Origin of the sequence: Stenotrophomonas sp. RG-453 (genome assembly GCF_033843685.1) — a bacterium.
GTDB classification, from domain to species: domain Bacteria; phylum Pseudomonadota; class Gammaproteobacteria; order Xanthomonadales; family Xanthomonadaceae; genus Stenotrophomonas; species Stenotrophomonas bentonitica_A.
Genome location: NZ_JAMYED010000001.1, coordinates 52,809 through 79,309, shown reverse-complemented (window position 1 = coordinate 79,309; position 26,501 = coordinate 52,809). Strand labels below are relative to the sequence as shown.

Below are 26,501 nucleotides of genomic sequence, written 5' to 3'. Positions count from 1 at the left end.
CCATGCCCAACTCCCCCCGAATCAGAATTTTCGACACCACCCTGCGCGACGGCGAGCAATCGCCCGGCTGCAGCATGAGCCCGCAGCAGAAGCTGGTGATGGCCCGCGCGCTGGACGAGCTGGGCGTGGATGTCATGGAAACCGGCTTCCCGGCCAGTTCCCAGTCCGACCGCGAAGCGATGGCGATGATCGCCCGTGAGGTCCGTCGCCCGACCCTGGCCGTGCTGTCGCGCTGCCTGGCCGCCGATATCGAAACCTCGGCCAAGGCGCTGGAAGCCGCCGCGAACCCGCGCCTGCATGTATTCCTGTCGACCAGCCCCCTGCATCGCGAGCACAAGCTGCGCATGAGCCGCGAGCAGGTGCTGGAGTCGGTGCACAAGCACGTCAGCCTGGCCCGCAGCTACGTGGGCGATGTGGAGTTCTCCGCTGAAGATGCCACGCGCACCGAGGAAGATTTCCTGATCGAGGTTGCCCGCGTGGCCGTGGCCGCCGGCGCCACCACCATCAACCTGCCCGACACCGTGGGGTTCACCACGCCCGAAGAGATCCGCGGCATGTTCCAGCGGGTGATCGCCGGCGTGCCCGACAGCGACCGCATCATCTTCAGCGCGCACTGCCACAACGATCTGGGCCTGGCCGTGGCCAATTCACTGGCCGCCATCGAAGGTGGTGCACGCCAGGTCGAGTGCACCATCAACGGCATCGGTGAGCGCGCGGGCAACTGCTCGCTGGAAGAGATCGCGATGGTGCTGAAGGTACGCAACGCCTTCTACGACGAAGACACGCGCATCAACACCCAGCGCATCGTAGCTACCTCGCAGCTGCTGCAGCGCCTGGTCGGCATGCCGGTCCAGCGCAACAAGGCGATCGTCGGCGCCAACGCCTTCGCGCACGAGTCGGGCATCCACCAGCACGGCATGCTGCGCCACCGCGGCACCTACGAAATCATGCGTCCGGAAGACGTGGGCTGGGAGTCCTCGCAGATGGTGCTGGGCCGCCACAGTGGCCGCGCCGCGGTCGACCAGCGCCTGCGTGCGTTGGGCTTCTGGCTGGAAGAAGAAGAGCTGAAGCTGGTCTTCGAACAGTTCAAGGCGCTGTGCGAGCAGCAGCGCGTGGTCACCGATGCCGACCTGCAGACCCTGATGCAGGGCAGTGCCACCCAGAACGGCTACCGCCTGGCGTCGATGACGATCAGCGACGTCGGCAGCCGCGCCAATGCGCTGGTCGAGCTGTCCGATCCTGAAGGCAACCGGGTTGCCGAGACCGCCCAGGGCGATGGCCCGGTGGATGCGTTGTTCGGCGCGCTGTCGGCCGCGACCGGCGTGCAGTTGATGCTGGACAGCTACCACGTGCACAGTGTGGGCATCGGCGCCGATGCGCGCGGCGAAGCCAACCTGAGCGTGCGCCACGAAGGCGTGGAGTACGAAGGCACCGGCACCAGCCGCGACATCATCGAAGCCTCCGCATTGGCGTGGCTGGAGGTGGCCAACCGTCTGCTGCGCCAGCGCAGCGCGACGACCGAGCAGCCCACGGCCACCGCCGCGGCCTGAGCACCCCATGACGTACCCCGAACCGCAGCAAGGCCAGTCCATGACCCCAGCTCCCCGCACCCTGTACGACAAACTGTGGGACGCCCACGTCGTCGTGCCCGAAACCGACAGCGCCCCCGCCGTGCTGTACATCGACCTGCACCTGATCCACGAAGTGACCTCGCCGCAGGCCTTCACCGAACTGCGCGAGCGCGGCCTCTCCCCGCGCCGGCCGGACCGGACCAAGGCGACTATGGACCACTCCACCCCGACCCTGCCGGCCGCTGCCGATGGCAAGCTGCCGTATGCCAGCGCCGCCTCCGAAGCCCAGGTGGCGATGCTGGCCGACAACTGCGCCACGCACGGCATCGAGCTGTTCGACCTGCAATCGGCCAGCCGCGGCATCGTGCACGTGATCGCCCCCGAACAGGGCTTTACCCAGCCGGGGATGACCATCGTCTGCGGTGACAGCCACACCTCCACCCACGGCGCGTTCGGCGCGCTGGCCTTCGGCATCGGCACCAGCGAGGTCGGCCACGTGCTGGCCACCCAGTGCCTGCTGCAGCGCAAGGCGAAAACGATGGCGATCACCGTGGATGGCACGCTGGCGCAGGGCGTCGGCGCCAAGGACGTGGTGCTGCATATCATCGGCGTGATCGGCGTCAACGGGGGCACCGGCCATGTGCTGGAGTTCCGCGGCAGCGCGATCGAAGCGATGGACATGGAGCAGCGCATGACCTTGTGCAACATGTCCATCGAAGCCGGGGCACGTGCCGGCATGGTCGCCCCCGACCAGGTCACCTTCGACTGGGTGGCCGCCACCCCGCGTGGCCCCAAGGGCGCCGACTTCGATACCGCCGTGGCCGCGTGGTCGCAGCTGCGCAGCGATGAAGGTGCGCGCTTCGATGTCGAGGTCCACATCGACGCCGCCGACATCCGGCCGACCCTGACCTGGGGCACCCACCCCGGCACCGCCATCGCCGTGGACCAGCCGATTCCGGCGGCCAACGATGCGGCCGACCAGAAGGGCCTGGATTACATGCACTTCCACGCCGGGCAGACCCTGGCCGGCACCCCGGTGGATGTGGTCTTCGTCGGTTCCTGCACCAACGGCCGCCTGAGCGACATGCGCGAAGTGGCGCAGGTACTCCAGGGCCGCCGCGTCGCCCCGAGCGTGCGCATGCTGGTGGTGCCGGGCTCGGAAATCGTCAAGCGCCAGGCCGAAGCCGAAGGCATCGATGTGGTGGTGCGCGCTGCCGGTGCCGAATGGCGCGAGCCCGGCTGTTCGATGTGCATCGCCATGAACGGCGACCTGGTCGCCCCGGGGCAGCTGGCCGTCAGCACCAGCAACCGCAATTTCGAAGGCCGCCAGGGCCCCGGTTCGCGCACCCTGCTGGCCTCGCCGATGACAGCCGCCTGGGCCGCAGTGAACGGCCGCGTCGCCGACCCACGTGAACTGTATGCCACGCTGGAGGTGGCCTGATGAGCGGCTTCCGTACCCTGACCTCGACCAGCGTGGTGCTGCGCGAGACCAACATCGATACCGACCAGATCATCCCCGCGCGCTTCCTGTCCACCACCGAGCGCGTCGGCCTGGGCAAGCATGCGTTCAATGATTGGCGCTGGCAGAGCGAAGGCGTGCCGAACCCGGCGTTCGCCTTCAACCAGCCGCACAACGCCGGCCGCAGCATCCTGCTGGCCGGCCGCAACTTCGGCTGCGGCTCCTCACGTGAGCATGCGCCGTGGGCCCTGACCGACCTGGGCCTCCGCGCCATCGTCAGCAGCGAGATCGCCGATATCTTCCGCGGCAATTCGCTGAAGAACGGCCTGCTGCCGATCGTGCTGGACGAAGCCGACGTGCAGACGCTGATGCAGCGCCCGGATGACGCACTGACCATCGACGTGGCCGCACGCGAACTGCGCACGCCCGACGGGCGTGTGTATACCTTCCCGCTGGACGGCTTCTCGCAGACCTGCCTGCTGGAAGGCGTGGACCAATTGGGGTATCTGTTGGGCCGTACCCCTGATATCGAACGTTACGAGAGTGAACATGCACGCTGAGATTGTCGTATTGCCGGGTGACGGCATCGGTCCGGAAGTCGCCGCCGCCGCCGTGGCGGTGCTGGAGGCCGTCGCCACCCGTTTCGGGCACACCTTCGGGTTCCAGGAGCACGACATCGGTGGCATCGCCATCGATCGCCACGGCGAACCACTGCCGGCCACCACGCTGGAGGCCTGCCGGAAGGCGGACGCCATCCTGCTCGGTGCGGTGGGCGGGCCGAAGTGGTCCGATCCCAACGCCAAGGTGCGCCCGGAACAGGGCCTGCTGGCGATCCGCAAGGCGTTGGGGCTGTATGCCAACCTGCGCCCGGTGCGCACGCATGCCGCCGCGCTCGGCGCTTCGCCGATCAAGGCCGAACTGCTGGAGGGCGTGGACTTCGTCGTCGTGCGCGAACTGACCGGCGGCATCTACTTCGGTGAGAAGACCCGCACCGCCGACACCGCCAGCGACCTGTGCAGTTACAGCGTGGGCGAGATCGAGCGCGTCATGCGCACCGCGTTCCGGCTCGCGCAGACCCGCCGCGGCAAGGTCACCTCGGTGGACAAGGCCAACGTCCTGGAGACCTCGCGCCTGTGGCGCGACGTCGCCGCACGGATCGGCCGCGAGGAATTCCCGGAGATTGCCCTGGAGCACCAGCTGGTCGATTCGATGGCCATGCACCTGCTGGCCAAGCCGCGCGAGTACGACGTGATCGTGACCGAGAACATGTTCGGCGACATCCTCACCGACGAAGCCTCGATGCTGGCCGGCTCGCTCGGCCTGCTGCCCTCGGCCTCGCTGGGCGAGCCCGGCGCGGTCGGCATCTACGAGCCGATCCACGGCTCGGCGCCGGACATCGCCGGCAAGGGCATCGCCAATCCCTACGCCACGATCTTCAGCGCTGCGATGCTGCTGCGGCATTCACTGGGGCTGGACGAAGAGGCTGCTACGGTCGAGGCAGCGGTGTACGCCGTACTGGATGACGGCGTGTTCACCGCCGACCTCGCCGCCAAGGGTTTCGCGGTGAGTACCGCCGCCGCAACCGACGCGGTCCTTGCCAAGCTGCAATGATCGCAACGAGCGCGGCCTGAGGGCCGCGTTCGTGTTTCTACATCCCGCACGGCCTCCCTGTCCCGTCGGCCACGTCGCAGTCAGCGGCCGGCCCCCAACAAGGAAAGCCCTTGAACCATCGTTCCTCTGACGACTTTCTCAACCACGTGGCCCAGCGTGATCCGCACCAGCCGGAATTCCTGCAGGCCGTCAAAGAAGTGATCCAGAGCCTGTGGCCGTTCCTGCAGCGCCACCCCCGCTACCTGGAACAGGGCCTGCTGGAGCGGCTGGTGGAGCCGGAGCGGGTGATCCAGTTCCGCGTTGCCTGGGCCGATGATGCCGGCAAGACCCATGTCAACCGTGGCTGGCGCGTGCAGCACAGCTCGGCGATCGGTCCGTTCAAGGGCGGCATGCGCTTTCATCCCTCGGTGAACCAGTCGATCCTGAAGTTCCTGGCGTTCGAGCAGACCCTGAAGAACGCGCTGACCACCCTGCCGATGGGCGGTGGCAAGGGCGGTTCGGATTTCAATCCCAAGGGCCGCAGCGACACCGAGGTGATGCGCTTCTGCCAGGCGCTGATGCTGGAACTGCATCGCCACCTGGGGGCAGACACCGATGTACCGGCTGGCGATATCGGCGTGGGCGCGCGCGAGGTCGGCTACATGGCCGGCATGATGAAGAAGCTCACCAACAATGCCGCCTGCGTGTTCACCGGCAAAGGCCTCTCCTATGGTGGCAGCCTGATGCGCCCGGAAGCGACGGGCTTCGGCACGGTCTACTTTGTCGAGCAGATGCTGCACCATGCGCGGCGCAATACCGATGGCGCGAAAGTGCTGATTTCCGGCGCTGGCAACGTGGCCCAGCATGCGGCGATCAAAGCCATCGAACTCGGCGCGAAAGTCCTCACGCTTTCCGATTCCGGCGGCACGCTGTACGCCCGGGAGGGCTTCGACGAAGCGGGCCTGCAGGAGGTGATGGAACTGCGCAACGAACGTCGCGGCTGCCTGTCCGAACTGGCCGACGACACACGCTTCGAGTACCTGGACGGCAAGCGCCCCTGGCACATCCCGGCTGAGATCGCCCTGCCCTGCGCCACCCAGAACGAACTGGACGAGAACGACGCCCGCGCCTTGGTGGACAACGATGTGCTGTGCGTGGCCGAAGGCGCCAACATGCCGTCGACACTGGAGGCCATGGAGGTCTTCCTCAAGGCAGGCACCCTGTATGCGCCGGGCAAGGCCAGCAACGCCGGCGGCGTGGCCACCTCGGGGCTGGAAATGAGCCAGAACGCGCAGCGCCTGTCGTGGCACCACGCCGATGTCGATGAGCGCCTGCACGGCATCATGAAGGATATCCACGCCAACTGCGTGCGCCATGGCAAGCGGGCCGATGGCAGCGTGAACTACGTGGATGGCGCCAATATCGCCGGCTTCGTCAAAGTGGCCGATGCGATGCTGGCGCAGGGCGTTTACTGACACGGATCAGTAAAAAGGCGCAGCGGAAGGCATCCGCTGCGCCTTTGGGCGTCATCTGACGCGTCAGTCAGTGCGGCGTGCCAGCGCCCGCCTCATCCGGCTTCACTCGGAACCACGCCGCATACAGTGCGGGCAGGAACACCAGGGTCAGCACGGTACCGACGATCAGGCCGCCCATGATCGAGATCGCCATCGAGCCGTAGAACGCACTGCGCGACAGCGGGATCATCGCCAGCACCGCGGCCAGCGCGGTCAGCACGATCGGTCGGAAGCGGCGCACGGTGGCATCGATGATCGCGTGCCAGCGGTCGTGGCCGGCGTCGATGTCCTGCTGGATCTGGTCGATCAGGATCACCGAATTGCGCATGATCATGCCAGCCAGCGCGATCGTGCCCAGCAGGGCCACGAAGCCGAACGGTGCACGGAACAGCAACAGGAACAGGGTCGCACCGATGATGCCCAGCGGCGCGGTGACCAGCACCATCGCCGCACGCGAGAAGCTGCGCAGCTGCAGCATCAGCAGGGTCGCCACCACGATCAGGAACAGCGGCATGCCGGCCTTGATCGAATCCTGGCCGCGCGTGGAATCCTCCACGGTGCCGCCGGTTTCAAGCAGGTAGCCGGACGGCAGCCCGGCACGGATTTCCTCCAGTGTCGGCAGGATCTGCTGCACCACGTCCAGCGGCTGCTTCGCATCGGCGATGTCGGCGCGCACCGTCACCGTCGGCAGGCGGTTGCGGTGCCAGATGATGCCGTCCTCGAACACGTACTCCAGGCGCGCCACCTGCGACAGCGTCACCGAGGTGCCGCTGCTGGTCGGGATCGCCAGGCTGCCCAGCATGTCCAGCCGCACGCGTTCGTTGTCCGGCCCACGCAGCAGCATTTCGATCAGGCGGTTGCCTTCCCGGTAGGTGCTCACACTCATGCCCGACAACGAGGTGCCCAGCAGCTGGCTCACCTGCGCGCTGCTCACACCCAGTGCGCGTGCCCGGTCCTGGTCGATCACCAGCCGTACCACTTTGCTCGGCTCGCTCCAGTCCAGGTTGACGTTCATCACGTGCGGGTTCGCACGCACCTTGGCTTCCACCTGCCGGGCGATGGCCTGCACCTGCTCGATATGCTCGCCGGAGATGCGCATCTGCACCGGGTAGCCGACCGGCGGGCCGTTCTCCAGGCGGGTCACGCGCATCTGCACGTCCGGGAACTGCGGAATCACGTCCTTGAGCAGCCAGTCGCGGGTCGCCTCACGTGCCTTGGTGTTCTCGGTCAGCACCACGAACTGCGAGAAGTTGGTGGCCGGCAGCTGCTGGTCCAACGGCAGGTAGAAGCGCGGCGAGCCGGTGCCCACGTAAGCGACATAGTTGCTGATGCCCTCGCGGTCCTTGAGCAGTTTTTCCAGCTTGGCCGCCTGGGCCTGGGTCGCCTGCAGCGAGGCGCCCTCGGCCAGTTCGATGTCCACCATCAGTTCCGGGCGGGTCGAATCCGGGAAGAACTGCTGGGGCACGAAGCGGAAGATCAGCAGCGAGAACACGAACAGCGCGGCGGTGGCGGCGATCACCCACCAGCGATGGCGCAGGCAGACATCGAGGAACCTGCGGAAGCGCACGTAGAACGGACGCTGGTACGGATCGTGGTCGTGCGCATGCACCTTCGGTGCGATCCAGCGCGCGAACGCGGGATGGCGGTCGGCCCACTGCATGCGACGCGCGTGCCAGCGCCCGACCAGGCTGTCCGGCTTGGGCGGCTGCGGGTTGAACAGGTCCGGCAACATCTTGTCGCCCAGGTACGGAATGAACAGCACCGCGGCGATCCACGACACCACCAGTGCGATGGTCACCACCTGGAACAGCGAGCGGGTGTACTCGCCCGTGCTGGAGGCGGCCGTGGCGATCGGCAGGAAGCCGGCCGCGGTGATCAGCGTGCCGGTCAGCATCGGGAACGCGGTCGACTCCCACGCGAAGCTGGCCGCGCGCAGGCGGTCGTACCCCTGCTCCATCTTGGTCGCCATCATCTCCACGGCGATGATCGCATCGTCCACCAGCAGGCCCAGCGCCAGCACCAGCGCGCCCAGGGAAATCTTGTGCAGGCCGATGCCGAAGTAATGCATGACGAAGAAGGTCATCGCCAGCACCAGCGGAATGGTCACGCCCACCACCAGGCCGGTGCGCAGTCCGAGCGAGAAGAAGCTCACCAGCAGCACGATCACCACCGCTTCGGTCAGCACCTGCACGAACTCGCCGACCGACTCTTCCACCGCATGCGGCTGGTCGGAGACCTTGCGCAGCTGCATGCCGGCCGGCAGCGTCTTCTGCAGGCGTTCGAACTCGGCGTCCAGCGTACTGCCCAGTTTGAGGATGTCGCCGCCGTCTTTCATCGCCACCGCAATGCCGATGGCGTCTTCCCCCATGAAGCGCATCTTCGGCGAGGCCGGATCGGCAAAACCGCGTTTGATCTCGGCGATGTCGCCCAGGTGCACGGTGCGGTCGCCGGCCTGGATCGGGAAGCTGCGGATGTCCTCCACGCTCTGGAACTGGCCGGTGACGCGCAGCTGCACGCGATCGGTCGGGGTTTCAAAGAAGCTGGTGGCGGCAATCGCGTTCTGGTCGGCCAAGGCCTGCTGCACCTGCTGCAGCGATACGCCCAGCGTGGCCAGCTTGGTGTTGGACAGCTCGATCCAGACCTTTTCGTCCTGCAGGCCTTCCAGCTCGATCTTGCCCACATCGGGCACGCGCTGCAGTTCCAGCTGGATGCGGTCGGCGTAGTCGCGCATCACGGCGTAGTCGAAGCCCCGCCCGGTCAACGCGTAGATGTTGCCGAAGGTGTCGCCGAATTCGTCGTTGAAGAACGGACCGACGATCTCGCGCGGCAGGGTCGGCTTGATGTCGCCCACGCGCTTGCGCACCTGGTACCACAGGTCGGGAATCGCCTTGGAGCGCAGGCTGTCGCGCGCCACGAAGATCACCTGCGATTCGCCCGGGCGCGAGTAGGAGCGGATGAACTCGTACTGCCCGGTGTTCAGCAGGGCTTTTTCGATCGGCTCGGTGACCTGGCGGGAGACCTGTTCGGCGGTCGCGCCGGGCCAGTTCGTGCGCACCACCATCACCTTGAAGGTGAACGGGGGATCTTCGGACTGGCCCAGGTGCTTGTACGACCACGCGCCGATGATCGCGAAGGCCAGCATCGCAAACAGCACCAGGGGCCGGTTGCCCAGCGCCCATTCGGAAAGATTGAAGCGGCGCACGGGATCAGTTCCCCTTGCCGGCAGCAGGCGCGTCGGCCGCGGCAGGCTTGGCTGCCGGTGCCAGCACCGGGCGGTTCTGGCGGTCCACCGCCGTCACCGGCTGGCCGTCGCGCAGCAGATGGCCGCCGGCGGCGACCACCCAGTCGTTCGCAGTCACCCCGCTCAGCACCGGAACCGATTCAACGGCGTACGCCCCGATCGTCACCGGCGTGGCCTTCAAGGTGCGCTTGGCCGGATCGACCACCCACACGCTGCTGCGGCCGTCGGCGCCGCGCTGTACGGCGGCCAGCGGCAACTGCAGCGTGCCCTGGCGTCCTGCGGCGGCGAACACGCGCGCGCTCTGGCCCAGTTCCACTTCGGTCAACGCTTCCGGTGCCAGGCTGACGCGGGTGGCATAGGTGCGCCCCTGTGCATCGGCGGCCGGGGCGATCTCACGGATCGTGCCCGGCAGCATCTGGCCGGGGCGGTTCCACAGTTCTACCTGCACCGGCTGGCCGACCTGGTAATCGCGGATGTTGCTCTCCGGCAGGGCGATCACGACTTCGCGGCCACCGTCGGCGGCCAGGGTGAACACGGTCTGCCCAGCGCTGACCACCTGCCCGGCTTCGGCCTGGCGACTGGCGATCACGCCATCGGCCGGCGCCCGCAACTGCGCGTACTCGGCCTGGTTGCGCGCCACGGCCAGATTGGCGCGGGCAGCATTGGCCTGGCCCTGCGCGGCCTTGAAGGCAGCAGTCTGGCTGTCCAGCGCGGACTGGCTGACCAGTTGCTGCTCGGCCAGGGTGGCGTAGCGCTTCTGGTCATCACGGGCACGGATCAGGTCGGCTTCGGCAGCGGCCAGCTGCGCCTGTGAGGCGCTGGCCTGGGAGGCGTAGTCGGCGGCGTCCAGCTCGGCCAGCAACTGGCCCTTGCGCACGCGCTGGCCGGCATCGACGTGGCGCTTGATCAGGTTGCCCCCGACGCGGAACGACAGCGGGCTTTCCTCGCGGGCCCGGATCTCACCGGGATAGGCAGCCACTTCCTGGCCGGCCACGGTGCCGGCGTGGACCACCAGCACCGGCATCGGTGCGGCCGGTTCGGCATCCTGCTTGCCACATGCTGCCAACGCCAGCGCCAGCAACCCACCACCCATCCATCGCATGTTTTTCATGAGGTCCTGGACCTGAAAGTAACCCGGGAAAAGCCATTGGAAACGCTCTGTTCCAATCGCTTCAATATTGAACCAGTCGGTATAGTATAAATATCGAACCGATTGGTCTAGTATTGATTGGATGACTGATCCGACCTCCTCCAAATCGCCCTCCAAGCCGGTCGCCAAGGCCGCCGGGCCGGGGCGCCCGAAGGATCTGGGCAAGCGCGCGGCCATCCTGGAAGCGGCCAAGTCGCTGTTCGTCGACCAAGGCTACAACGGGGTGAGCATGGACAGCATCGCCGCCCAAGCGGGCGTATCGAAGCTGACCGTTTACAGCCATTTCGGCGACAAAGAGACGCTTTTCACCGAAGCAGTGCAGTCCAAATGCGTCGAGATGCTGCCTGACGAACTGTTCGTCACCGACGTCGAAGGCCCGCTGCGCGACCAACTGATGGGCATCGGCCACGCCTTCTTCACCCTGATCACCTCCGATGCGGCCGTCGCCGTGCAGCGGGTGATGATGTCGCCCGATACCGATGATCGGATCCGCGAGATGTTCTGGCTGGCGGGCCCGCAGCGGACCACCGATGCGCTGGCCGACTTCCTGCGTGCCCGTACGGCCCGCGGCGAGCTGGAGATCACCGACTTCCCGACGGCCGCCATCCAGTTCCTGACCTTGATCAAGGGCGAGCTGCATACGCATATGATGTGCGGGCTGCGGCCGGCCCCGGCCGAGTGCGATGCCAACGCTCATGTGAGCGCCAGCGTCGACTTTTTCCTGCGGGCGTATGCCCGGCGGCACTAAACTGAATGGACCGGAGGTCGCGGTGACTTCCGGCACTGCGACCCCGGCGCGACGGCAGCGATGCTCTCAGCGCGCCGCCGGCTCCCGGCACCGGTAAAATGGCCGGCCCACTGCGCTGGATATAGAACCTCATGACGATCGATTACTCCCACGCCCGCGAACTGATGGTCGAACAGCAGATCCGCCCCTGGGATGTGCTGGAAATCCGCGTGCTCGATGTACTGGCACGCTTGCCGCGGGAGGCGTTCGTCGCTGAATCGCACCGGGCCCTGGCTTACGCCGATATCGAGCTGCCGCTGGGCAACGGGCAGAAGATGATGAAGCCGGTCATCGAAGGCCGCACCCTGCAGGCGCTGGATCTGCAGCCGGGTGATGAAGTGCTGGAAATCGGCACCGGCAGCGGCTACCTGAGCGCCTGCATGGGCGAGCTGGCCCGCGAAGTGCTGAGCCTGGAGATCGATGCCGAGCTGGCCACCACCGCGCGCGCGCGTCTGGACGCCGCCGGCCTGGGCAACAACGTCCGCATCGAAACCGCCGACGCGCTGAGCTGGGATACCGAGCGCCGCTTCGATGCGATCTGCGTCACCGGCGCGGTGGATGTCATCCCGTCACGTTTCGCCCAGTGGCTGCGTCCGGGCGGTCGACTGTTCGTGATCCGTGGCCGGTCCCCGGTCATGGAAGCGGTGCTGGTCAAGGCGGACGGCACCACTGAATCGCTGTTCGAAACCGATATCGACTACCTGCGCGGTGCCGCCCCGGCACCCCAGTTCCAACTCTGAGTCCAAGGAAGCCGCAATGATCCGCCGATCCCTCGCCCTTGCGCTGGCCGCCGCCCTGCTGCCGATGACCGCCTCTGCCGCCGACCTGCTGCAGGTCTACGAAATGGCGCGCAACGGCGATCCGCAGCTCTCGGCTGCCGAGTCGACCCGCCTGTATGACAAGGAAGGCGCCGTGCAGGCGCGTGCCGCATTGCTGCCGCAGCTCAACGGCGAGGCCTCGCTCAACCGCAGCCGCACCAACCCGAACCATGATCTGACCTCCAGCTCGTTCACCACCAAGAGCCGGAACTACACGATCAACGGCAGCCAGACGGTCTTCAACTTCACCCAGTTCGCCAACCTGCGTTCGCAGCGCGAACTGAGCCGCGCAGCGGATTTCACCCTGGATTCGGCCAACGACGACCTGATCGTGCGCACCTCGGCGGCGTACTTCAACGTGCTGGTGGGCATTGAATCGCTGTCGGCCGCGCAGACCAACGAAGCCGCTGCCAAGAAGCAGTTCGACTTCGCCGACAAGCGCCTGGAAGTGGGCCTGGCCCCGATCACCGACGTGCACGAAGCCCGCGCCCAGTACGACCAGGCGCGCGCCAACACGATCATCGCGCAGAACACCCTGGCCGACGCCTACCAGGCGCTGACCGAACTGACCGGCCAGCCGGTCACCGACCTGCGCGCCCTGCCGGCCGATTTCCGTCCGGAGCTGCCGGCCAAGTACGCCACCATCGATACGCTGGTGAACGAGGCCGTTGCGCAGAATCCGGCGCTGAAGGCGCAGGAACTGAAGGTCAACGCTGCCGAATCCGGCGTCTCGGCCGCCCGCGGCGCGCACTACCCGACCCTGTCGATCGGTGCCACTGCCGGCAAGTCGGCCAGCTGGGGTGATGTGGTCGGCGACAGCGGCAGCTTCAGCCCGGACCGCCGCACCAACAGCGTCGGCCTGACCCTGAACGTGCCGATCTTCTCCGGCGGCGCCACCCAGTCCGGCGTGCGCCAGGCGCTGGCCCAGCGTGACATCGCCCAGGACGGTTACGAGCAGCAGAAGCGCGCCCTGGACCGCAACACCCGCAACGCCTACCAGACCCTGGTGGCGGGCATCAGCGAAGTGGAAGCGCGTCGCCTGGCGGTCGTGTCGGCACAGAGCGCCTATGACGCCTCGCAGGTCGGCCTGGAAGTCGGTACGCGTACCGTGCTGGACGTGATCCAGAACCAGCGCATCCTGTTCTCCGCGCAGCTGGACTACGCCAACGCCCGCTACACCTTCCTGCAGAACCGTCTGCAGCTGGGCCAAGCCGTCGGCACGCTGGACATCGCCGAACTGCAGGACATCAACCGCCTGCTGACCCAGAAGGCGGCCACGCCGAGCACCACCGTCAACTGATCGACGGCGCACGGCGAGAGAAAAAACCACCCGCCTGCGGGTGGTTTTTTTTTGCGTGCAAGGTGGTGATCGCGACATGCCACAGATGCTGCCCACGTGGCGGCCGCCATCGCGACCGCTTCGTGCGATGCCTACCCGCGCACACTCTCCACCGTGAACCGGTCCACAGTCCGGCACGTGCCGTGAAAAAGGGCTTGACCCTCCGGCAGCGGCCGACTAAGGTCCGCCCCGCACCACCTTCCCTTTCCCTCCAGAGGCCCCCTCCTTGGACAGTCATAGTCGATCTCGTTGCTGCTCCTGAGCCGACGGACCCACTGACCCCAAGGTCGGTTCCGTCCGCACAGGACGGGGCCCACCGGCGCAGCTGACACGCTCGCCCGCCTCGCATCATCCGTATCGCCGTTCCACCGACCCCAAGAAGGGTGCCGCTGGCGTTTCCGTTTGCCTGGAGATTGCCCATGCACGTTTCCCGTGTGTTCGCCCTGCCCCTCGTGGCCGTGGCGATGCTTCCGCTCGACACCCGCGCCGCCGCCAGCCTGATGGTGGACGACGCCTCCATCACCGATGCCGGTCGCTGCCAGTTGGAAAGCTGGGGCCGCCATACCGATGCCGGCAACGACTGGACGGCCGTCCCGGCCTGCACGTTCGCCGATACCGAATGGTCGCTCGGCGTCAGCCATCAACACGCCACCTCGACGACGCAGTGGGCCGTGGGCGCCAAGCGGGCACTGCGTGATCTGGATCAGCGCCGCTGGGGCGTGGCGATCAGTGCCGGCCTCGGCAGCGACTGGCACCGCCCGCGCGCCGACGACTGGAGCCTCAATGCACCGCTGACGGTGGTGCTCGGCGCGTCGGATCGCACCCTGCTGCACCTCAACCTGGGCTGGGCACGCACGGGCGATGCACGGGGCCGCACCGATGGCATCGGCGTGGAAATCGTGGCTGCACCGCAGTGGTCACTGCTGGCCGAAACCGCCCGCGATGCGGCGCGCCAGCGCAGCAGCCAGTTCGGCGTGCGCCACGAACTCCGGCGTGGCGCCAGCGTGGATCTGCTCGCGGGACGTGCCCACCACCGGCGCGACGGGCAGTGGATCACGCTCGGCCTCAATCTCGCCGCCGCGCCGTAATGCCGCGCGTGCCGGCTGACCGCACCGACTGATCCTGCCGGCCGCCTGCGCTGCGTACGCGGCGCGCACACACACCCCTGCCTGCCTCGCACGGGCGCACGCCGATGCGTCCCACGCCTGTACCTCATCACTGCGCGTTGTCACCCCACGCGCCGCTTTCTGCTGGAGAACCACCATGAACCGCGAAGACCTCCTGTTCTCGATCCGCACCCTCTCGCTCTCCCTCGACGCCGCTGGCTTTGCCAGCATCGCCGCGACCACCCATCCGTCTGATCTGGTCGATGCGCTCGACGCGCTGAGCGTGGACAGGACGCTGCCGTTGCTGATGACGCTCACGCCACCGGCGCGCGCGGCTCTGTTCGCGCACTTCGCCGAGCTCCGCCAGGATCAACTGCTGGCCGCGATGCCGCGCGAGGCGGTAGTGCAGCTGTTTGAACACATGCCATCGGATGATCGTGCCGATCTGTTCAACCGCCTTGGCGATGACGCCAAGCAGACACTGCTGCCGGCGCTGACCAAGGTGGAACGCGACGACATCCTCAAGATGGCGTCCTATCCCGAGGGCACGGTCGGTTCGGCGACGACGTCCGACTATGTCTGGGTCTCGCCGGAAATGACGGTCGCGCAGGCGCTTTCACACATCCGCGCCACCGCACTGCACAGCGAGACGGTGAACATCCTGTTCGTGCTCGACCACACCCTGCGCCTGCGCGGCACCGTGGCGCTGCGCGATCTGGTCCTGGCCAACGAGAACCGCACGGTCGCCTCGATCATGCATGAGCAGCCGATCGCCGCGAAGGCACATTGGCCGCGACTGCAGGCCGCCGAGCTGATCCGTCGCTACGATCTGCTCGCGCTGCCGGTCACCAACGGCGGAGACCGCATGATCGGCATCGTCACCGTCGACGATGCGATGGACATCGACAAGGAACAGGACGCCTCGCAGCTGGCGCGCTTCGGCGGCACGGTGAGCGCGCACGGCAACGACCTGGACGTTCGCAGCACGCCACTGAAGCAGATGTTCCGCGTGCGGGTGTTCTGGCTGGCGATCCTGACCTGTTTCGGCATCGTCACCAGTACCTTTGTGGCCGCGCAGGAAGAGCTGCTGTCGCAGGTGATCGTGCTGGCCGCCTTCATCGCCCCGATCGTGGACATGGGTGGCAACACCGGCAGCCAGTCGGCCACGCTGGTGATCCGCAGCATGGCACTGGGCGAATTGAAACTGAGCTGGCGCGATGTGGCGTTCGTGATCAAACGCGAACTGCCGGTGGCCGCCGCGCTGGGCATCAGCATCGCCGTGCTGGAAGCGGTCCTGGCCTATTTCAGCAAGGGCGTTGGCATGGACGTGCTGCTGGTGGTGGGCTCGAGCATGCTGGTGTGCACCGCACTGGGCGGCATCATCGGCGCATTGCTGCCGTTCGCCGCACGCCGCATCGGGGCGGATCCGGCCACGCTGTCGGCCCCGATGATCACCTCGGTGATGGACCTGCTCGGCGTGTTCATCTACTTCGGCTTTGCCTACGCCTTCCTGGGCGACCTGCTGGTCGCCGCTGCCTGACGCAGGCGCGGGCCCGGTCGTCGCATCGCGCGATCAGGCCTGCGATCAGGCCTGCAATCAGGCCACCGGCGGCGGCAACTGCGGGGCGATCAGGGCTACGGTGCGCTTCAGTGCGCCGCGCCCGTTGCTCACCAGCGCGCAGCCCGCCCGGGCCATGTCCTCGCGGGCCTGCGGATCGCGCAGCAGGGTCAGCAGTGCATCGCCGACCCCGTTGGCATCCTCGGCAATGACCACCGCACCGGCCTCGCGCATGCGCCGGGAAATCTCGGCGAAGTTGTGCAGGTGCGGGCCAGTGACCGCTGCGGTGCCCATTGCCGCCGGCTCCAGCAGATTGTGCCCCCCGATGGCCTGCAGGCTGCCACCGACGAAGGCCACCTGGGCGCACCCGTAGAACGACATCAACTCGCCAAGCGTATCGATCACGAACACATCGGTATCGGCCTGCGGCCACTGCTGCTGGCGGCGCGTGGCCACCTTCCAGCCCTGCTCGCGGGCCAGCGCTTCCACCCTTGGGAAGCGCTCGGGATGCCGTGGCGCCCACAACAGCAGCAGGCCCGGCACCGCCTCGCGCAGGCGGCGGTGCAGATCGATGGTGGCCTGCTCTTCGCCCTCGTGCGTACTGGCGGCGATCCAGACCGGATGCTGGGCGGGCACCAGCTCATGGAAGCGCGCGATGAAGTCCTGCACGTTCGGCGTGGCGATATCGAATTTCAGATTGCCCAGCGGCTGCACCTGGTCCGGGCGGGCGCCGAGCTGGATGAAGCGCTCGGCATCGTCGGCCGATTGCGCCGCCACACAGGTCACGGTACGCAGCGCGCGGCCGATCAGCGGCCGCAGCAGGCGGTAGCCGCGCAGCGAGCGCGCCGACAACCGCGCGTTGAGGATGTAGACCGGGATCCTGCGGTCGCGGCACCCGAACAGCAGGTTCGGCCACAGCTCGGTTTCCAGGATCAGCGCCAGGCTCGGCTTGAAGTGACCGAGGAAGCGACCGACGCTGCCCGGCACGTCGTAGGGCAGGTACACGTGGTCGACCGCATCGCCCCACAGCGCGCGGACCCGTTCGGAGCCGGTCGGGGTGATGGTGGTGATCACCCAGCGGATGTCCGGACGCAGCGCACGCAAGGCGTTCACCAGTGGCGCTGCGGCGTTCACCTCACCCACCGAGACCGCGTGCAGCCAGACCCGCGGCTGGCCGCTGGAGTGCGGATAGGAGGCATAGCGCTCATCCCAGCGCTGGAAGTACTCGCGCACCCGGAAGCCCCGCCACACCAGGTGGTACACGGTGATCGGCAACAGCAGGTAGAGCACGGCCGAGTACAGGCCGCGCAGGATCCATTCGACAGGGCTTTTACGCATGGGCAAAGGATACGGGAGCGGCGCGGGGAAGACACGCCGCGCCGCCGTGATGGCCCTGCCGGGACGCATCCGGGCGCATCCATTAGAATCGAGGCATGTCCGATAACGCTTCCACCGCCACCCGGCCGTCCCTGCGCAATCCGCGCCACTGGCCGACCTTCGCTTTCATGCTGGTCGCCTTCGCGATCGCCCGCCTGCCGTGGATGCTGCAGCGTGCGCTTGGCCGCGGCGTCGGCACGGTGGCCTACCGGCTGGCCAGCAGCCGCCGGCGCGCCGCCGAGGTCAACCTGAAGCTGTGCTTCCCCGAGAAGGACGACGCCTGGCGCCAGCGCCTGCTGCGCGACAGCTTCGACGCGCTGGGCGTGGGCATCTTTGAATTCGCCCGGGCCTGGTGGGGCAGCATCGACAGCATCCGCCCGCAGGTGCAGATCGAGGGGCTGGAGCACCTGCACCGCATGCAGGCCGAGGGCCGTGGGGTGCTGCTGGTGTCCGGCCACTTCATGACGCTGGAGATGTGTGGCCGCCTGCTGTGCGACCACGTCGAGCTCTCCGGCATGTACCGCAAGCATCGCAACCCGGTGTACGAGTGGGCGGTGAAGTTCGGCCGCCTGCGCTACGCCAAGGCGATGTACGCCAACGAGGACATCCGCGCGACGGTGCGGCATCTGAAGAAGGGCGGCTTCCTCTGGTACGCGCCGGACCAGGACATGCGCGGCAAGGACACGGTGTTCGTGCCGTTCTTCGGCCACACCGCTTCGACCATCACCGCCACGCACCAGCTGGCCCGGATGACCGGCTGCGCGGTGATTCCGTATTTCCACCGTCGCGAAGGCGGCAAGTACTTCCTGAAGATCGGCGCGCCGCTGGAGAATTTCCCCAGCGAGGATGTCGAGGCTGATACTGCGCGCGTCAACCAGGCCATCGAAGCGATGGTGCGCGAGGCCCCGGACCAGTACCTGTGGATCCACCGCCGCTTCAAGCGCCAGCCCGGCGGCCGCAGCGATTATTACCGGTAGAACCACCCCATGGGTGGCTGCCCCCTCGGTAGCGCCACCCCATGAGTGGCTGCAGGGTGCCTGACCGCGAACAGCCACCCATTGGGTGGCTCTACGCTTCCATGGGCCACCGCGACCAGGCGTGCGGGTACTCCCCCAACGCACTGGCCAATCCCGCACGTATCGGGTTGGCGAGGATGTACAGCGCCTGCCGGCGCAAGGATGCCTCATTTCTCACGGCGTGGTCGAAGTACCCGTGCTGCCAGAGCTTTCCCTTTCGCTGCAGACGCTCATTCAACAATCGGCTGCTGCGTGATTTGAACAGCAGCACGCAACGAGCCAAGGTGTCTTGCCGCAGTTGGATCAACCAATGCACATGGTCCGGCATTACCACCCAAGATAACGTGCAGCTGACCCCGCAACGATCCATGTAGCGCAGCGTGTCGATGATTACCTCTGCGTTGAGGGGATCCTCGAACCACTTGCGCCTGTCGTGCGTGGTGGTGGTGAGCGCGTAGCAATACCCTGGATGCGAGTATCGGCCGCGTTGAAGGCGTTGGCTGGCCATCGCACGAGAGTGCGTTGGCCGGGGCATGGAGCCCATCGGTGGATGGCGCGCATGTGCGTCGGCATGTCCCCATACCCGGGCCACAAGCAGCCACGCATGGCGTGGCTCTACCCGTCGTCGCGTGCCAACAGACTGCCGGCATACAGCGCGGCCAACAACAGCGTGAGGCCACCCCAGAAGGTGGAATAGAACGCCAGATGCGTGTTGAGCGGGAACACGGTCACCGCCAGCGCCAGCATCGCCGGGCGTGCGCGCTCACGGGCCTGGGCCGGCGCGAAGCGCCACGCGCGCCACGCCTGTGCGACCGCCGCCAGCCACAGCAGCAGGCCGAGGATGCCGGTTTCAGACAGGATCTCGAGCACGATCTGGTGCGCATGCAGTGCCGGACCCGCGCCCCAGACTTCCTGGGCGGCAGGGTCCGGGTTGCAGGCCGGGTAGGCGTCGCGGAAGCCACGTGCGCCGACGCCGTTGATGGGGTGCGCTTCGATCATGCAGGCAGCTGCCGCCCAGATCTGTGCGCGGCCGGACAGGGCTTGATTGACGCCATCGCTCTCACCCTCCCAGGCCATGGCGGTACGCGCAACGCGGTCACCGACCTGGGGCACGGTCACGGTCAGGACGACCGCTGCCACCGCACCGAAGGCGACGCAGGCCAGCAGCCCGCGCACGCCGATCAGGCGCCAGCCGGAGAACACCAGCACCAGCGCATAGGTCAGCCAGGCCGCGCGCGAACCGGCCAGCACCAGCACCACCCCCACCGCGGCCGCTACCAGCGACCAGCCGAGGATGCCGGCGCGGCGGGAGGCAGCAAACAGCAGGAACGGCGAGAGGCTGGCCAGCACCTGGCCGAACTTGAGATTGCAGGGGCCGAGCACCCCGCTGAGCCGGTCCACCAGCGCCATCTCTTCAGGCGAGCACAGGCCGTGACCACTGACGGCCCACTTGAGCTGGTCCATCGACCAGAACAACGGACTGCTGCCGATGAGGGCCTGGGCCAATGCATCGGCGGTCCACAAGCCGGTGATCGCGGCCAGGCCGCCCAGGGTCAGCGCGCGCCGCTGCGGGGTGGCCACGGCTATCGCCACCAGCCACATGAAGGGCAGGTAGCGCAGGCCGGCGGCGGTTTTGCGCCACGCGGTGCCGGGGTCGATCGCATCGAAGGCAGACACTGCCTGTGGCAGCCAATAGCCCAGGAACAGAATGCTGGTCAGTGCCCACGCCGGGCTGCTGAGCAGGCGCTGATTGCCCTGCAGCCGCAGCTGCACCATGCGCACTGCCGCATACAGCGCGCCGAGCACCAGCACGCCTTCGGCGATGCCCGGCAACGGCCACAGCGCAACGAACGCGATGACCCACCACGGCGCCCAGCGGCCAGCGCGGGACGCCGGCGACCCGGGCACGAGGGTCGTCTCAGCCGACGAGGGAGGCATAGAGCTGGAGCGTGTCACGCTGCATCGCCTGCAAGGTAAACGGGATCCGCGACGGCAAGGCCGGCGGCTGCAGCAACAGCTGCTGCGCGCGCGCCAACAGCGCATCGGCGTCGCCCAAGGGTACCGCGCCGGAGGGTTGCAGCTGAGTCAACAACTCACCCACGCCGCCGTGGTTCCAGCCCAGCACGGGGCGACCCACCGACAGCGCTTCGACCACGGTGCGGCCGAACGCTTCGGCCTTGTCCGAGAGCTGCAGCACCAGATCGCTGGCCGCATAGGCCTGCGCGATGCGCGAGGTCGGCGCGGTCATCAGCACCGCATCGAACACACCCAGGCTGCGTGCCTGGGCGTCCAGTTCGGCGACATAGGATTCGCGACCCGGCTCGCGCGTGCCCGGCATCCACAGTCTGGCCGGCACGCCGGCAGCATGCAGCCCGGCCAGCAGGGTCAGGGCGTGGCGATGCCCTTTCAGGCGGGTGCCGCGGCCCGGCAGCAACAGCAGCGGCGCATCGCCGGCCAGCGCCGGATGCTGCCCGGCCACCGCCAGGCGCGCGCGCCTGTCCTGGCGGCCCACGCGCGGGAACTGCGCGACATCGACACCGCGGGGGATCACCTGCAGCCGCTCGGCCGGGACCCTGGGGTAATGCGTCTGCACGAACTCGCGCACGCTGTTGGACACGCAGATCACGCGCTCGCCGCTGGTCATCACCGCGCTGTAGCGGCCCGGGGAATTGAGGCCGTGCACGGTGGTGACCCAATGTGGACGGGTCGCCGCCGGCAGATTGCGCACCGCGTACAGGCCCAGCCATGCCGGCAGCCGCGAGCGCGCGTGCACGATGTCCGCGCCCACCTCATTGAAGAGATTGCGCAGGGTCAGCACGTGACGCAGCGTCAGCAGCGATTTGCGGCCGATAGCCAGGGTCAGGTGTTCGGCGCCACTGGCCAGCAGCGGCTCGACCAGGCGCCCACCGGCGGACACGACGATGGCCCGGTGGCCGGCGGCAACCAGGGCGGAGGCGATCTCAAGCGTGGAGCGTTCGACCCCGCCGGAGTGCAGCGCCGGCAGCAGCTGCACCACGGTCAGTCGGCGCACAGTGTGGTCCGCGGATCAGTCGGCGAGCACGAACACGGCGCCGCAGTACGGGCACGCGGCCTCGCAGTTGGGCTCGTCTTCGATCGGCAGGTACACGCGCGGGTGCGAGTTCCACAGCGCCATTTCCGGCGTCGGGCAGCTCAGCGGCAGGTCGCTGCGGTGCACGGTGTAACGCTTCTCGGCGTTGGCGGGCGCAGTGGCGGTATGGCTCATGGCGTGGACACACAAAGGGGGTTGCGAGACCGTGGATTCTAGCATCTGGTGGCCGCGTCAGGCCGCAGGGGCCCTGCGGGTGCCTGGCGCCGCCGCGGGGGCCCGGCGACGCATCATCGGTCCTTTTAAATCGATCCAAATTGCTTGTCAACAATTCGATACGAAACGGATTTGCCGGATTTAGATCGAACTAATTGCACTTGTCAGGGCCAGTTGCGGTGATGCAGGATCGACCGGTACCGATCATCGACCCGATCGCCTGCCCGCCCCCACCGGACATGCATCGCCTCTTTACCTGCCGTCTGCCGATGGCTGGGGCGACGCCGTCCGCCGTGGCCATCGATGCGGGTCCTGCCTGCCGCCTGCCCTTCCCGGGAGACCCTTGCATGACCCTGTCCGACCTGCGCCCCGCCCGCCGCGCCCTTCCCCTCGCCCTGGCCCTGGCCTGCGCATCCATCGCGTTGCCGGCAGCCGCGCAGGGCCTGCAGACCTCCTTCGAGCCGGGCCAGCCAGCCCCGACCGCGGCGGCGGGCGACGGCGCCCTGCAGGTCCGGATCGGCAATGGCCCCGCCGCGCCCTACGCGGCCAAGCCCGGCGTCGGTTACAGCGGCCTGCATGCGCTGCATTACGCCAGCACCGGCGGCCAGGCGCGCCGCCAGCTCTTCAAAACCGATCTGACCATCGACGCCGACACCACCCTGTCCTGGCTGGTGCTGCCCGAGATCGTCGGCAAGGACACCGTGGCCTCGACCTACGTCTCGCTTGACCTGGTCCTGGACGACGGCACGCGCGTTTCGGCCAGTGCCGCGCGCGATCACCATGGCGTGGCGCTGGGCGCGCGTGCGCAGGGCGATTCGAAGACGCTGTACCCGCAGCAGTGGGCGCGCAAAGCCGTGCGCCTGGGCGACACCCCGGCCCTGCGCGGGCGGCGCGTGGTCGCACTGGAGCTGGAGGTCGCCAGCGCCGACGGCGCCCCGGTCGCCGGTTGGATCGACGACGTCCGCCTGCAGGCGCAGCCGCGCAGCACGCCGCAGCGTCCCTCGGACTGGGTGCTGACCACCCGCGGCACGCAGGCCAACGGCACCTTCTCGCGCGGCAACAATTTCCCGGCGACCGCCGTGCCGCATGGCTTCAACTTCTGGACGCCGGTGACCGATGCCGGCTCGCTGACCTGGCTGTACCGCTGGAACGAACAGAACGACGCGGCCAACCGGCCGCGCCTGCAGGCGCTGGCACTGAGCCACCAGCCCAGCCCGTGGATGGGCGACCGCCAGACCTTCCAGGTGATGCCGTCGGCCACGCGCGGGGTGCCCGACGCCGATCGCAGCAAGCGCGCGCTCACCTTCTCGCGCGAGAACGAACAGGCCCGTCCGTACCGCTATGACGTGCGCTTCGACAACGGCATCGCCGCATCGATCGCGCCAACCGACCACGCCGCGGTGTTCCGCTTCGTATTCCCGGAAGGGGGCGATGCCAACCTGCTGTTCGACAATGTCGATGCCCGCGGCGGGCTGACCCTGGATGCGGCGACCCAGACGCTCTCCGGCTACACCGACACCCGCAGCGGCCTGTCCACCGGCGCCACCCGCATGTATGTGGTGGCCAGCTTCGACCGGCCGTGGCGCAGCAGCGGCACCGTGGAGACCGGCCGCCCGACCGGCTACATCAAGTTCGATGCCGGTGCCGACCGCCGCGTCTCGATGCGCATCGCCACCTCGCTGATCTCGGTCGAGCAGGCGCGCCACAACCTCGCGCTGGAGCTGTCGGCCGCTGACGATGTCGACCGCGTGGCGGCACGCGCGCAGGATGCCTGGGACCAGCGCCTGGCCCGTTTCGACGTGGGCGACGCCACCGACGACCAGAAGACCACGCTGTATTCCAATCTGTACCGCCTTTACCTCTATCCCAATTCCGGGCACGAGAACGCCGGTACTGCGGCGGCACCGGACTGGCGCTATGCCAGCCAGGCCAGCGCCTCGGATGAGAACACCGACGGCAGCGCCACGCGCAGCTTCGCACCGGTGCGAGATGGCAAGGTCTACGTCAACAACGGCTTCTGGGACACCTTCCGCACCACCTGGCCGGCCTATGCGCTGTTCACCAAGGACGATGCCGGTGCGCTGGTGCAGGGCTTCCTGGAGCAGTACCGCGCCGGCGGCTGGGTCGCCCGCTGGTCCTCGCCCGGCTATGCCGACCTGATGGTGGGCACCAGTTCGGACGTGGCCTTCGCCGATGCGTGGCTGAAGGGGATCGGCGGTTTCGACGCGCAGGAGGCCTATGCCGCCGCGCTGAAGAATGCGACCGTGGTTCCGCCGGACCGCCATGTCGGGCGCAAGGGCATGGACCGTTCCACCTTCCGCGGCTACGCCACCGCCGATGTGCATGAAGGCATGTCGTGGACGATGGAAGGCGCGCTCAACGATTTCGGCGTGGCCAACATGGCAGAGGCGCTGGCCAAACAGGCCGATACCCCGGCCGCCCGCGAACGCTATGCCACTGAAGCCGGTTATTTCCGTCACCGCGCTGGCACCTACGCCACGCTGTTCGATCCGGCCGCGGGCTTCTTCCAGGGGCGCAAACCGGATGGCAGCTGGCGGCTGGATGCCAAGGACTACGACCCGCGCGTGTGGGGCCATGACTACACCGAATCCAACGGCTGGACCTTCGCCTTCACCGCCGCGCACGACGGCGAAGGGCTGGCCGCGCTGTACGGTGGCCGCGAGCAGCTGGCGGCCAAGCTGGACACGTTCTTCGCCACCCCGGAAACCGCCGATGCCGCGTTTTCCGGTTCCTACGGCGGCACCATCCATGAAATGACCGAGGCGCGCGATGTGCGCATGGGCATGTACGCGCACAGCAACCAGCCGGCGCACCACATCCCGTGGATGTACCTGTATGCCGGGCAGCCGTGGAAGACCCAGCAGCATGTGCGCGAGATCCTGTCGCGCCTGTACCTGGGCAGTGAGATCGGCCAGGGCTACCCGGGCGATGAGGACAACGGCGAGACCTCGGCGTGGTACCTGTTCGCGTCGCTGGGCATCTATCCGCTGCGCATGGGCGCGCCGGAGTACGTGATCGGTTCGCCGCTGTTCCGCCACGCCCGTGTCGAGCTGCAGGGCGGCGCGGTGCTGACCGTCAACGCGCCGGAGAACTCGGACACCAACATCTACGTGCAGTCGTTGAAGGTCAACGGCACGCCGTGGACCAGGACCTGGCTGCCGCACGAGCTGCTGGCCAAGGGCGCCACGCTGGACTTCGTCATGGGCCCGGAACCTTCGCGCTGGGGCACCGGCCCGGATGATGCACCGCGCTCGCTCACCGCGCGCGGCCAGCAGCCGGCCCTGCTGCACGACCTGCTTGGCAGCGGCGCCACCGCCCAGCTCGACGACGGCCGGGCGGCCACGGCGCTTATCGATGACGACGCGGCCACGGCGCTGCCGCTGGGCGGCTCCAGCACGATCACCTTCAGCAACGTCGCCGCGGGTACACCCTCGATGTACACCCTGACCAGCGGCAATGGCCCGATCCGCGGCGGCGAATGGACGCTGGAGGCACGCACCACCGGGGGCCGCTGGGTGCAGGTCGACCAGCGCCGGGGCGAAGCCTTCGCCTGGGCCATGCAGACCCGACCGTTCCGCATCGCCCAGCCGGGCCGCTACGCCGAGTACCGGCTGCGCATCGGTGCACCGGGTCGCCTGCAGCTGGCGGAAGTCGAACTGCTCGCACCGGCGGCGGCGCGATGAGCACTGCCCTACCGATCACCCGCTGCCTGCTGACCGCCCTGCTCGTCAGCGCCGGGCTCGCCGATGCGCACGCATTCGAGACCACGCAGACCCGCGAGGACGTGACCCTGCACTACCGCGACGCCAGCGATGCGCTGGCCGCGCCGGTCCGGGAGCGCATCATCGAGACCTTCTTCGGCGCGTATCTGCGCGAGCGCGCCGATTTCCATCCAGCCGCACCGACGCAGGTCGGCATCGTGATCGACCCGGCTTACGACGGCATCGCCTTTGTCGGCGAGAAGGCGCAGGCGGCGACGATCACGATCAATCCGGCCTGGCTGGCCAAGCACCCGGGCGACATCGATCTGGTCACCCATGAAGCCATGCATATCGTGCAGGGCTACCCGGAGTACGCCAATGCGCGCGTGCCGGGCTGGCTGGTGGAAGGCATCGCCGATTACGCCCGCGACCGCTACGGCAAGGACAATGCCGGGGCCGGCTGGGCGTTGCCCACGCAGGTCAAGCCGGAGCAGAACTTCGATACCGGCTACCGGGTGACCGGTGCGTTTCTCGCCTGGAGCGAGGCGCAGCATCCCGGGCTGGTGAAGGCGCTCGATGGCGCCCTGCGCGAGGGGCGCTACACGCCGGCGTTGTGGGAAACGCTCAGTGGCGTGGCGTTGCCGGCGTTGTGGGAACAGTACGTGCGGGCACGCTGATTGCTCCGGGTGCCCGATCGGCGTCTGCGAGGCGCCGGCCAGCGGCCGGCACTACCGGTGCCATCGGTGCCCACGGGGTGTTGGTAGGTACCGACCGTTGGTCGGTACGCTTTCGTGGGTCAGCGCGCGCCCACCAACCCGGCGTACAGCGCGAACAACTGCTGGAAATACCGCTTCGTGCGTGGATCGCGCATGACACCGTTCCCGTGGCTGACCGTGGAGGATATGGTCGGGCCCAGGGTGGCGGCGCCCCCACCGGAGCGCCACCACGGCCGGGCCGCGTGGTGCTATTG

General features: G+C 67.8%; 20 protein-coding genes. 13 read left to right on the top strand and 7 right to left on the bottom strand.

All coding sequences use genetic code 11. From position 1 onward, the window contains the following. Positions 1-2 precede the first annotated feature (2 nt). The 5 genes from NJD74_RS00325 (at position 3) to gdhA (ending at position 6,095) form a co-directional block, all read left to right on the top strand. Positions 3-1,550, top strand: coding sequence for a 2-isopropylmalate synthase (locus NJD74_RS00325; protein ID WP_037553334.1), 1,548 nt, complete (start codon positions 3-5; stop codon positions 1,548-1,550). A 40-nt stretch (positions 1,551-1,590) separates the two neighbouring features. After that, positions 1,591-3,012: a 3-isopropylmalate dehydratase large subunit gene (leuC, locus tag NJD74_RS00320; RefSeq protein ID WP_070473688.1), complete on the top strand. Its 1,422-nt coding sequence runs from the start codon at positions 1,591-1,593 to the stop codon at positions 3,010-3,012. Beyond that, a complete protein-coding gene (leuD, locus tag NJD74_RS00315; protein ID WP_019183806.1) occupies positions 3,012-3,590 on the top strand; it encodes a 3-isopropylmalate dehydratase small subunit in 579 nt (192 codons plus the stop codon). Before leuC ends, leuD begins: the two co-directional genes overlap by 1 nt. Beyond that, positions 3,580-4,641, top strand: coding sequence for a 3-isopropylmalate dehydrogenase (leuB, locus tag NJD74_RS00310; RefSeq protein WP_019183805.1), 1,062 nt, complete (start codon positions 3,580-3,582; stop codon positions 4,639-4,641). Before leuD ends, leuB begins: the two co-directional genes overlap by 11 nt. Positions 4,642-4,751: 110 nt before the next feature. Then, positions 4,752-6,095, top strand: coding sequence for an NADP-specific glutamate dehydrogenase (gene gdhA / locus NJD74_RS00305; RefSeq protein WP_070473598.1), 1,344 nt, complete (start codon positions 4,752-4,754; stop codon positions 6,093-6,095). A 67-nt stretch (positions 6,096-6,162) separates the two neighbouring features. Here gdhA and NJD74_RS00300 read toward each other — a convergent pair whose 3' ends face one another. Beyond that, positions 6,163-9,336, bottom strand: a complete 3,174-nt coding sequence (locus tag NJD74_RS00300) for an efflux RND transporter permease subunit (protein ID WP_070473601.1) — start codon at positions 9,334-9,336, stop codon at positions 6,163-6,165. 4 nt (positions 9,337-9,340) lie between these two features. After that, positions 9,341-10,486: an efflux RND transporter periplasmic adaptor subunit gene (locus NJD74_RS00295; protein ID WP_319623451.1), complete on the bottom strand. Its 1,146-nt coding sequence runs from the start codon at positions 10,484-10,486 to the stop codon at positions 9,341-9,343. Positions 10,487-10,607: 121 nt separating this feature from the next. On the opposite strand from NJD74_RS00295, the gene NJD74_RS00290 reads away from it, so the two are divergent. The 5 genes from NJD74_RS00290 to mgtE all read left to right on the top strand — a co-directional run bounded on the left by NJD74_RS00290 (position 10,608) and on the right by mgtE (position 16,115). Further along, a complete protein-coding gene (locus tag NJD74_RS00290) occupies positions 10,608-11,273 on the top strand; it encodes a TetR/AcrR family transcriptional regulator (protein WP_070425872.1) in 666 nt (221 codons plus the stop codon). Positions 11,274-11,404: 131 nt separating this feature from the next. Beyond that, the gene (locus NJD74_RS00285) at positions 11,405-12,052 is read left to right on the top strand and encodes a protein-L-isoaspartate O-methyltransferase (RefSeq protein ID WP_019183799.1); all 648 of its coding nucleotides are present in this window, start codon (positions 11,405-11,407) and stop codon (positions 12,050-12,052) included. 16 nt (positions 12,053-12,068) lie between these two features. Beyond that, on the top strand, positions 12,069-13,430 hold the full coding sequence (locus NJD74_RS00280) for a TolC family outer membrane protein (protein WP_019183798.1): 1,362 nt from the start codon (positions 12,069-12,071) through the stop codon (positions 13,428-13,430). A 458-nt stretch (positions 13,431-13,888) separates the two neighbouring features. Then, the gene (locus tag NJD74_RS00275; RefSeq protein WP_319623450.1) at positions 13,889-14,557 is read left to right on the top strand and encodes a hypothetical protein; all 669 of its coding nucleotides are present in this window, start codon (positions 13,889-13,891) and stop codon (positions 14,555-14,557) included. A gap of 175 nt (positions 14,558-14,732) precedes the next feature. Continuing rightward, positions 14,733-16,115 carry a magnesium transporter gene (mgtE, locus tag NJD74_RS00270; RefSeq protein ID WP_070473609.1) on the top strand — a complete coding sequence of 461 codons (1,383 nt, stop codon included), beginning with the start codon at positions 14,733-14,735 and terminating at the stop codon, positions 16,113-16,115. Positions 16,116-16,172: 57 nt separating this feature from the next. Here mgtE and waaA read toward each other — a convergent pair whose 3' ends face one another. Beyond that, the gene (gene waaA / locus NJD74_RS00265) at positions 16,173-17,471 is read right to left on the bottom strand and encodes a lipid IV(A) 3-deoxy-D-manno-octulosonic acid transferase (RefSeq protein ID WP_019183795.1); all 1,299 of its coding nucleotides are present in this window, start codon (positions 17,469-17,471) and stop codon (positions 16,173-16,175) included. A gap of 95 nt (positions 17,472-17,566) precedes the next feature. On the opposite strand from waaA, the gene NJD74_RS00260 reads away from it, so the two are divergent. Next, complete coding sequence (locus NJD74_RS00260; RefSeq protein ID WP_019183794.1) at positions 17,567-18,487, top strand: LpxL/LpxP family Kdo(2)-lipid IV(A) lauroyl/palmitoleoyl acyltransferase; 921 nt, start codon at positions 17,567-17,569, stop codon at positions 18,485-18,487. 91 nt (positions 18,488-18,578) lie between these two features. Here NJD74_RS00260 and NJD74_RS00255 read toward each other — a convergent pair whose 3' ends face one another. From NJD74_RS00255 to NJD74_RS00240, 4 genes are all read right to left on the bottom strand, one after another. Next, entirely contained in the window at positions 18,579-19,034 is a 456-nt protein-coding gene (locus tag NJD74_RS00255; RefSeq protein WP_070473612.1) for a transposase, read from the bottom strand. Between the two features lie 107 nt (positions 19,035-19,141). Further along, a complete protein-coding gene (locus tag NJD74_RS00250) occupies positions 19,142-20,464 on the bottom strand; it encodes an O-antigen ligase family protein (protein ID WP_070473613.1) in 1,323 nt (440 codons plus the stop codon). Beyond that, positions 20,445-21,557 (bottom strand): glycosyltransferase, encoded by a 1,113-nt coding sequence (locus NJD74_RS00245; RefSeq protein WP_319623449.1) that lies wholly within the window; start codon positions 21,555-21,557, stop codon positions 20,445-20,447. Before NJD74_RS00245 ends, NJD74_RS00250 begins: the two co-directional genes overlap by 20 nt. Positions 21,558-21,572: 15 nt before the next feature. Beyond that, a complete protein-coding gene (locus NJD74_RS00240; protein ID WP_019183790.1) occupies positions 21,573-21,770 on the bottom strand; it encodes a zinc-finger domain-containing protein in 198 nt (65 codons plus the stop codon). 386 nt (positions 21,771-22,156) lie between these two features. On the opposite strand from NJD74_RS00240, the gene NJD74_RS00235 reads away from it, so the two are divergent. After that, positions 22,157-25,513 carry a GH92 family glycosyl hydrolase gene (locus NJD74_RS00235; RefSeq protein WP_319623448.1) on the top strand — a complete coding sequence of 1,119 codons (3,357 nt, stop codon included), beginning with the start codon at positions 22,157-22,159 and terminating at the stop codon, positions 25,511-25,513. Beyond that, the gene (locus NJD74_RS00230; protein WP_139146378.1) at positions 25,510-26,208 is read left to right on the top strand and encodes a basic secretory protein-like protein; all 699 of its coding nucleotides are present in this window, start codon (positions 25,510-25,512) and stop codon (positions 26,206-26,208) included. Before NJD74_RS00235 ends, NJD74_RS00230 begins: the two co-directional genes overlap by 4 nt. The last annotated feature ends 293 nt before the right edge of the window (positions 26,209-26,501 follow it).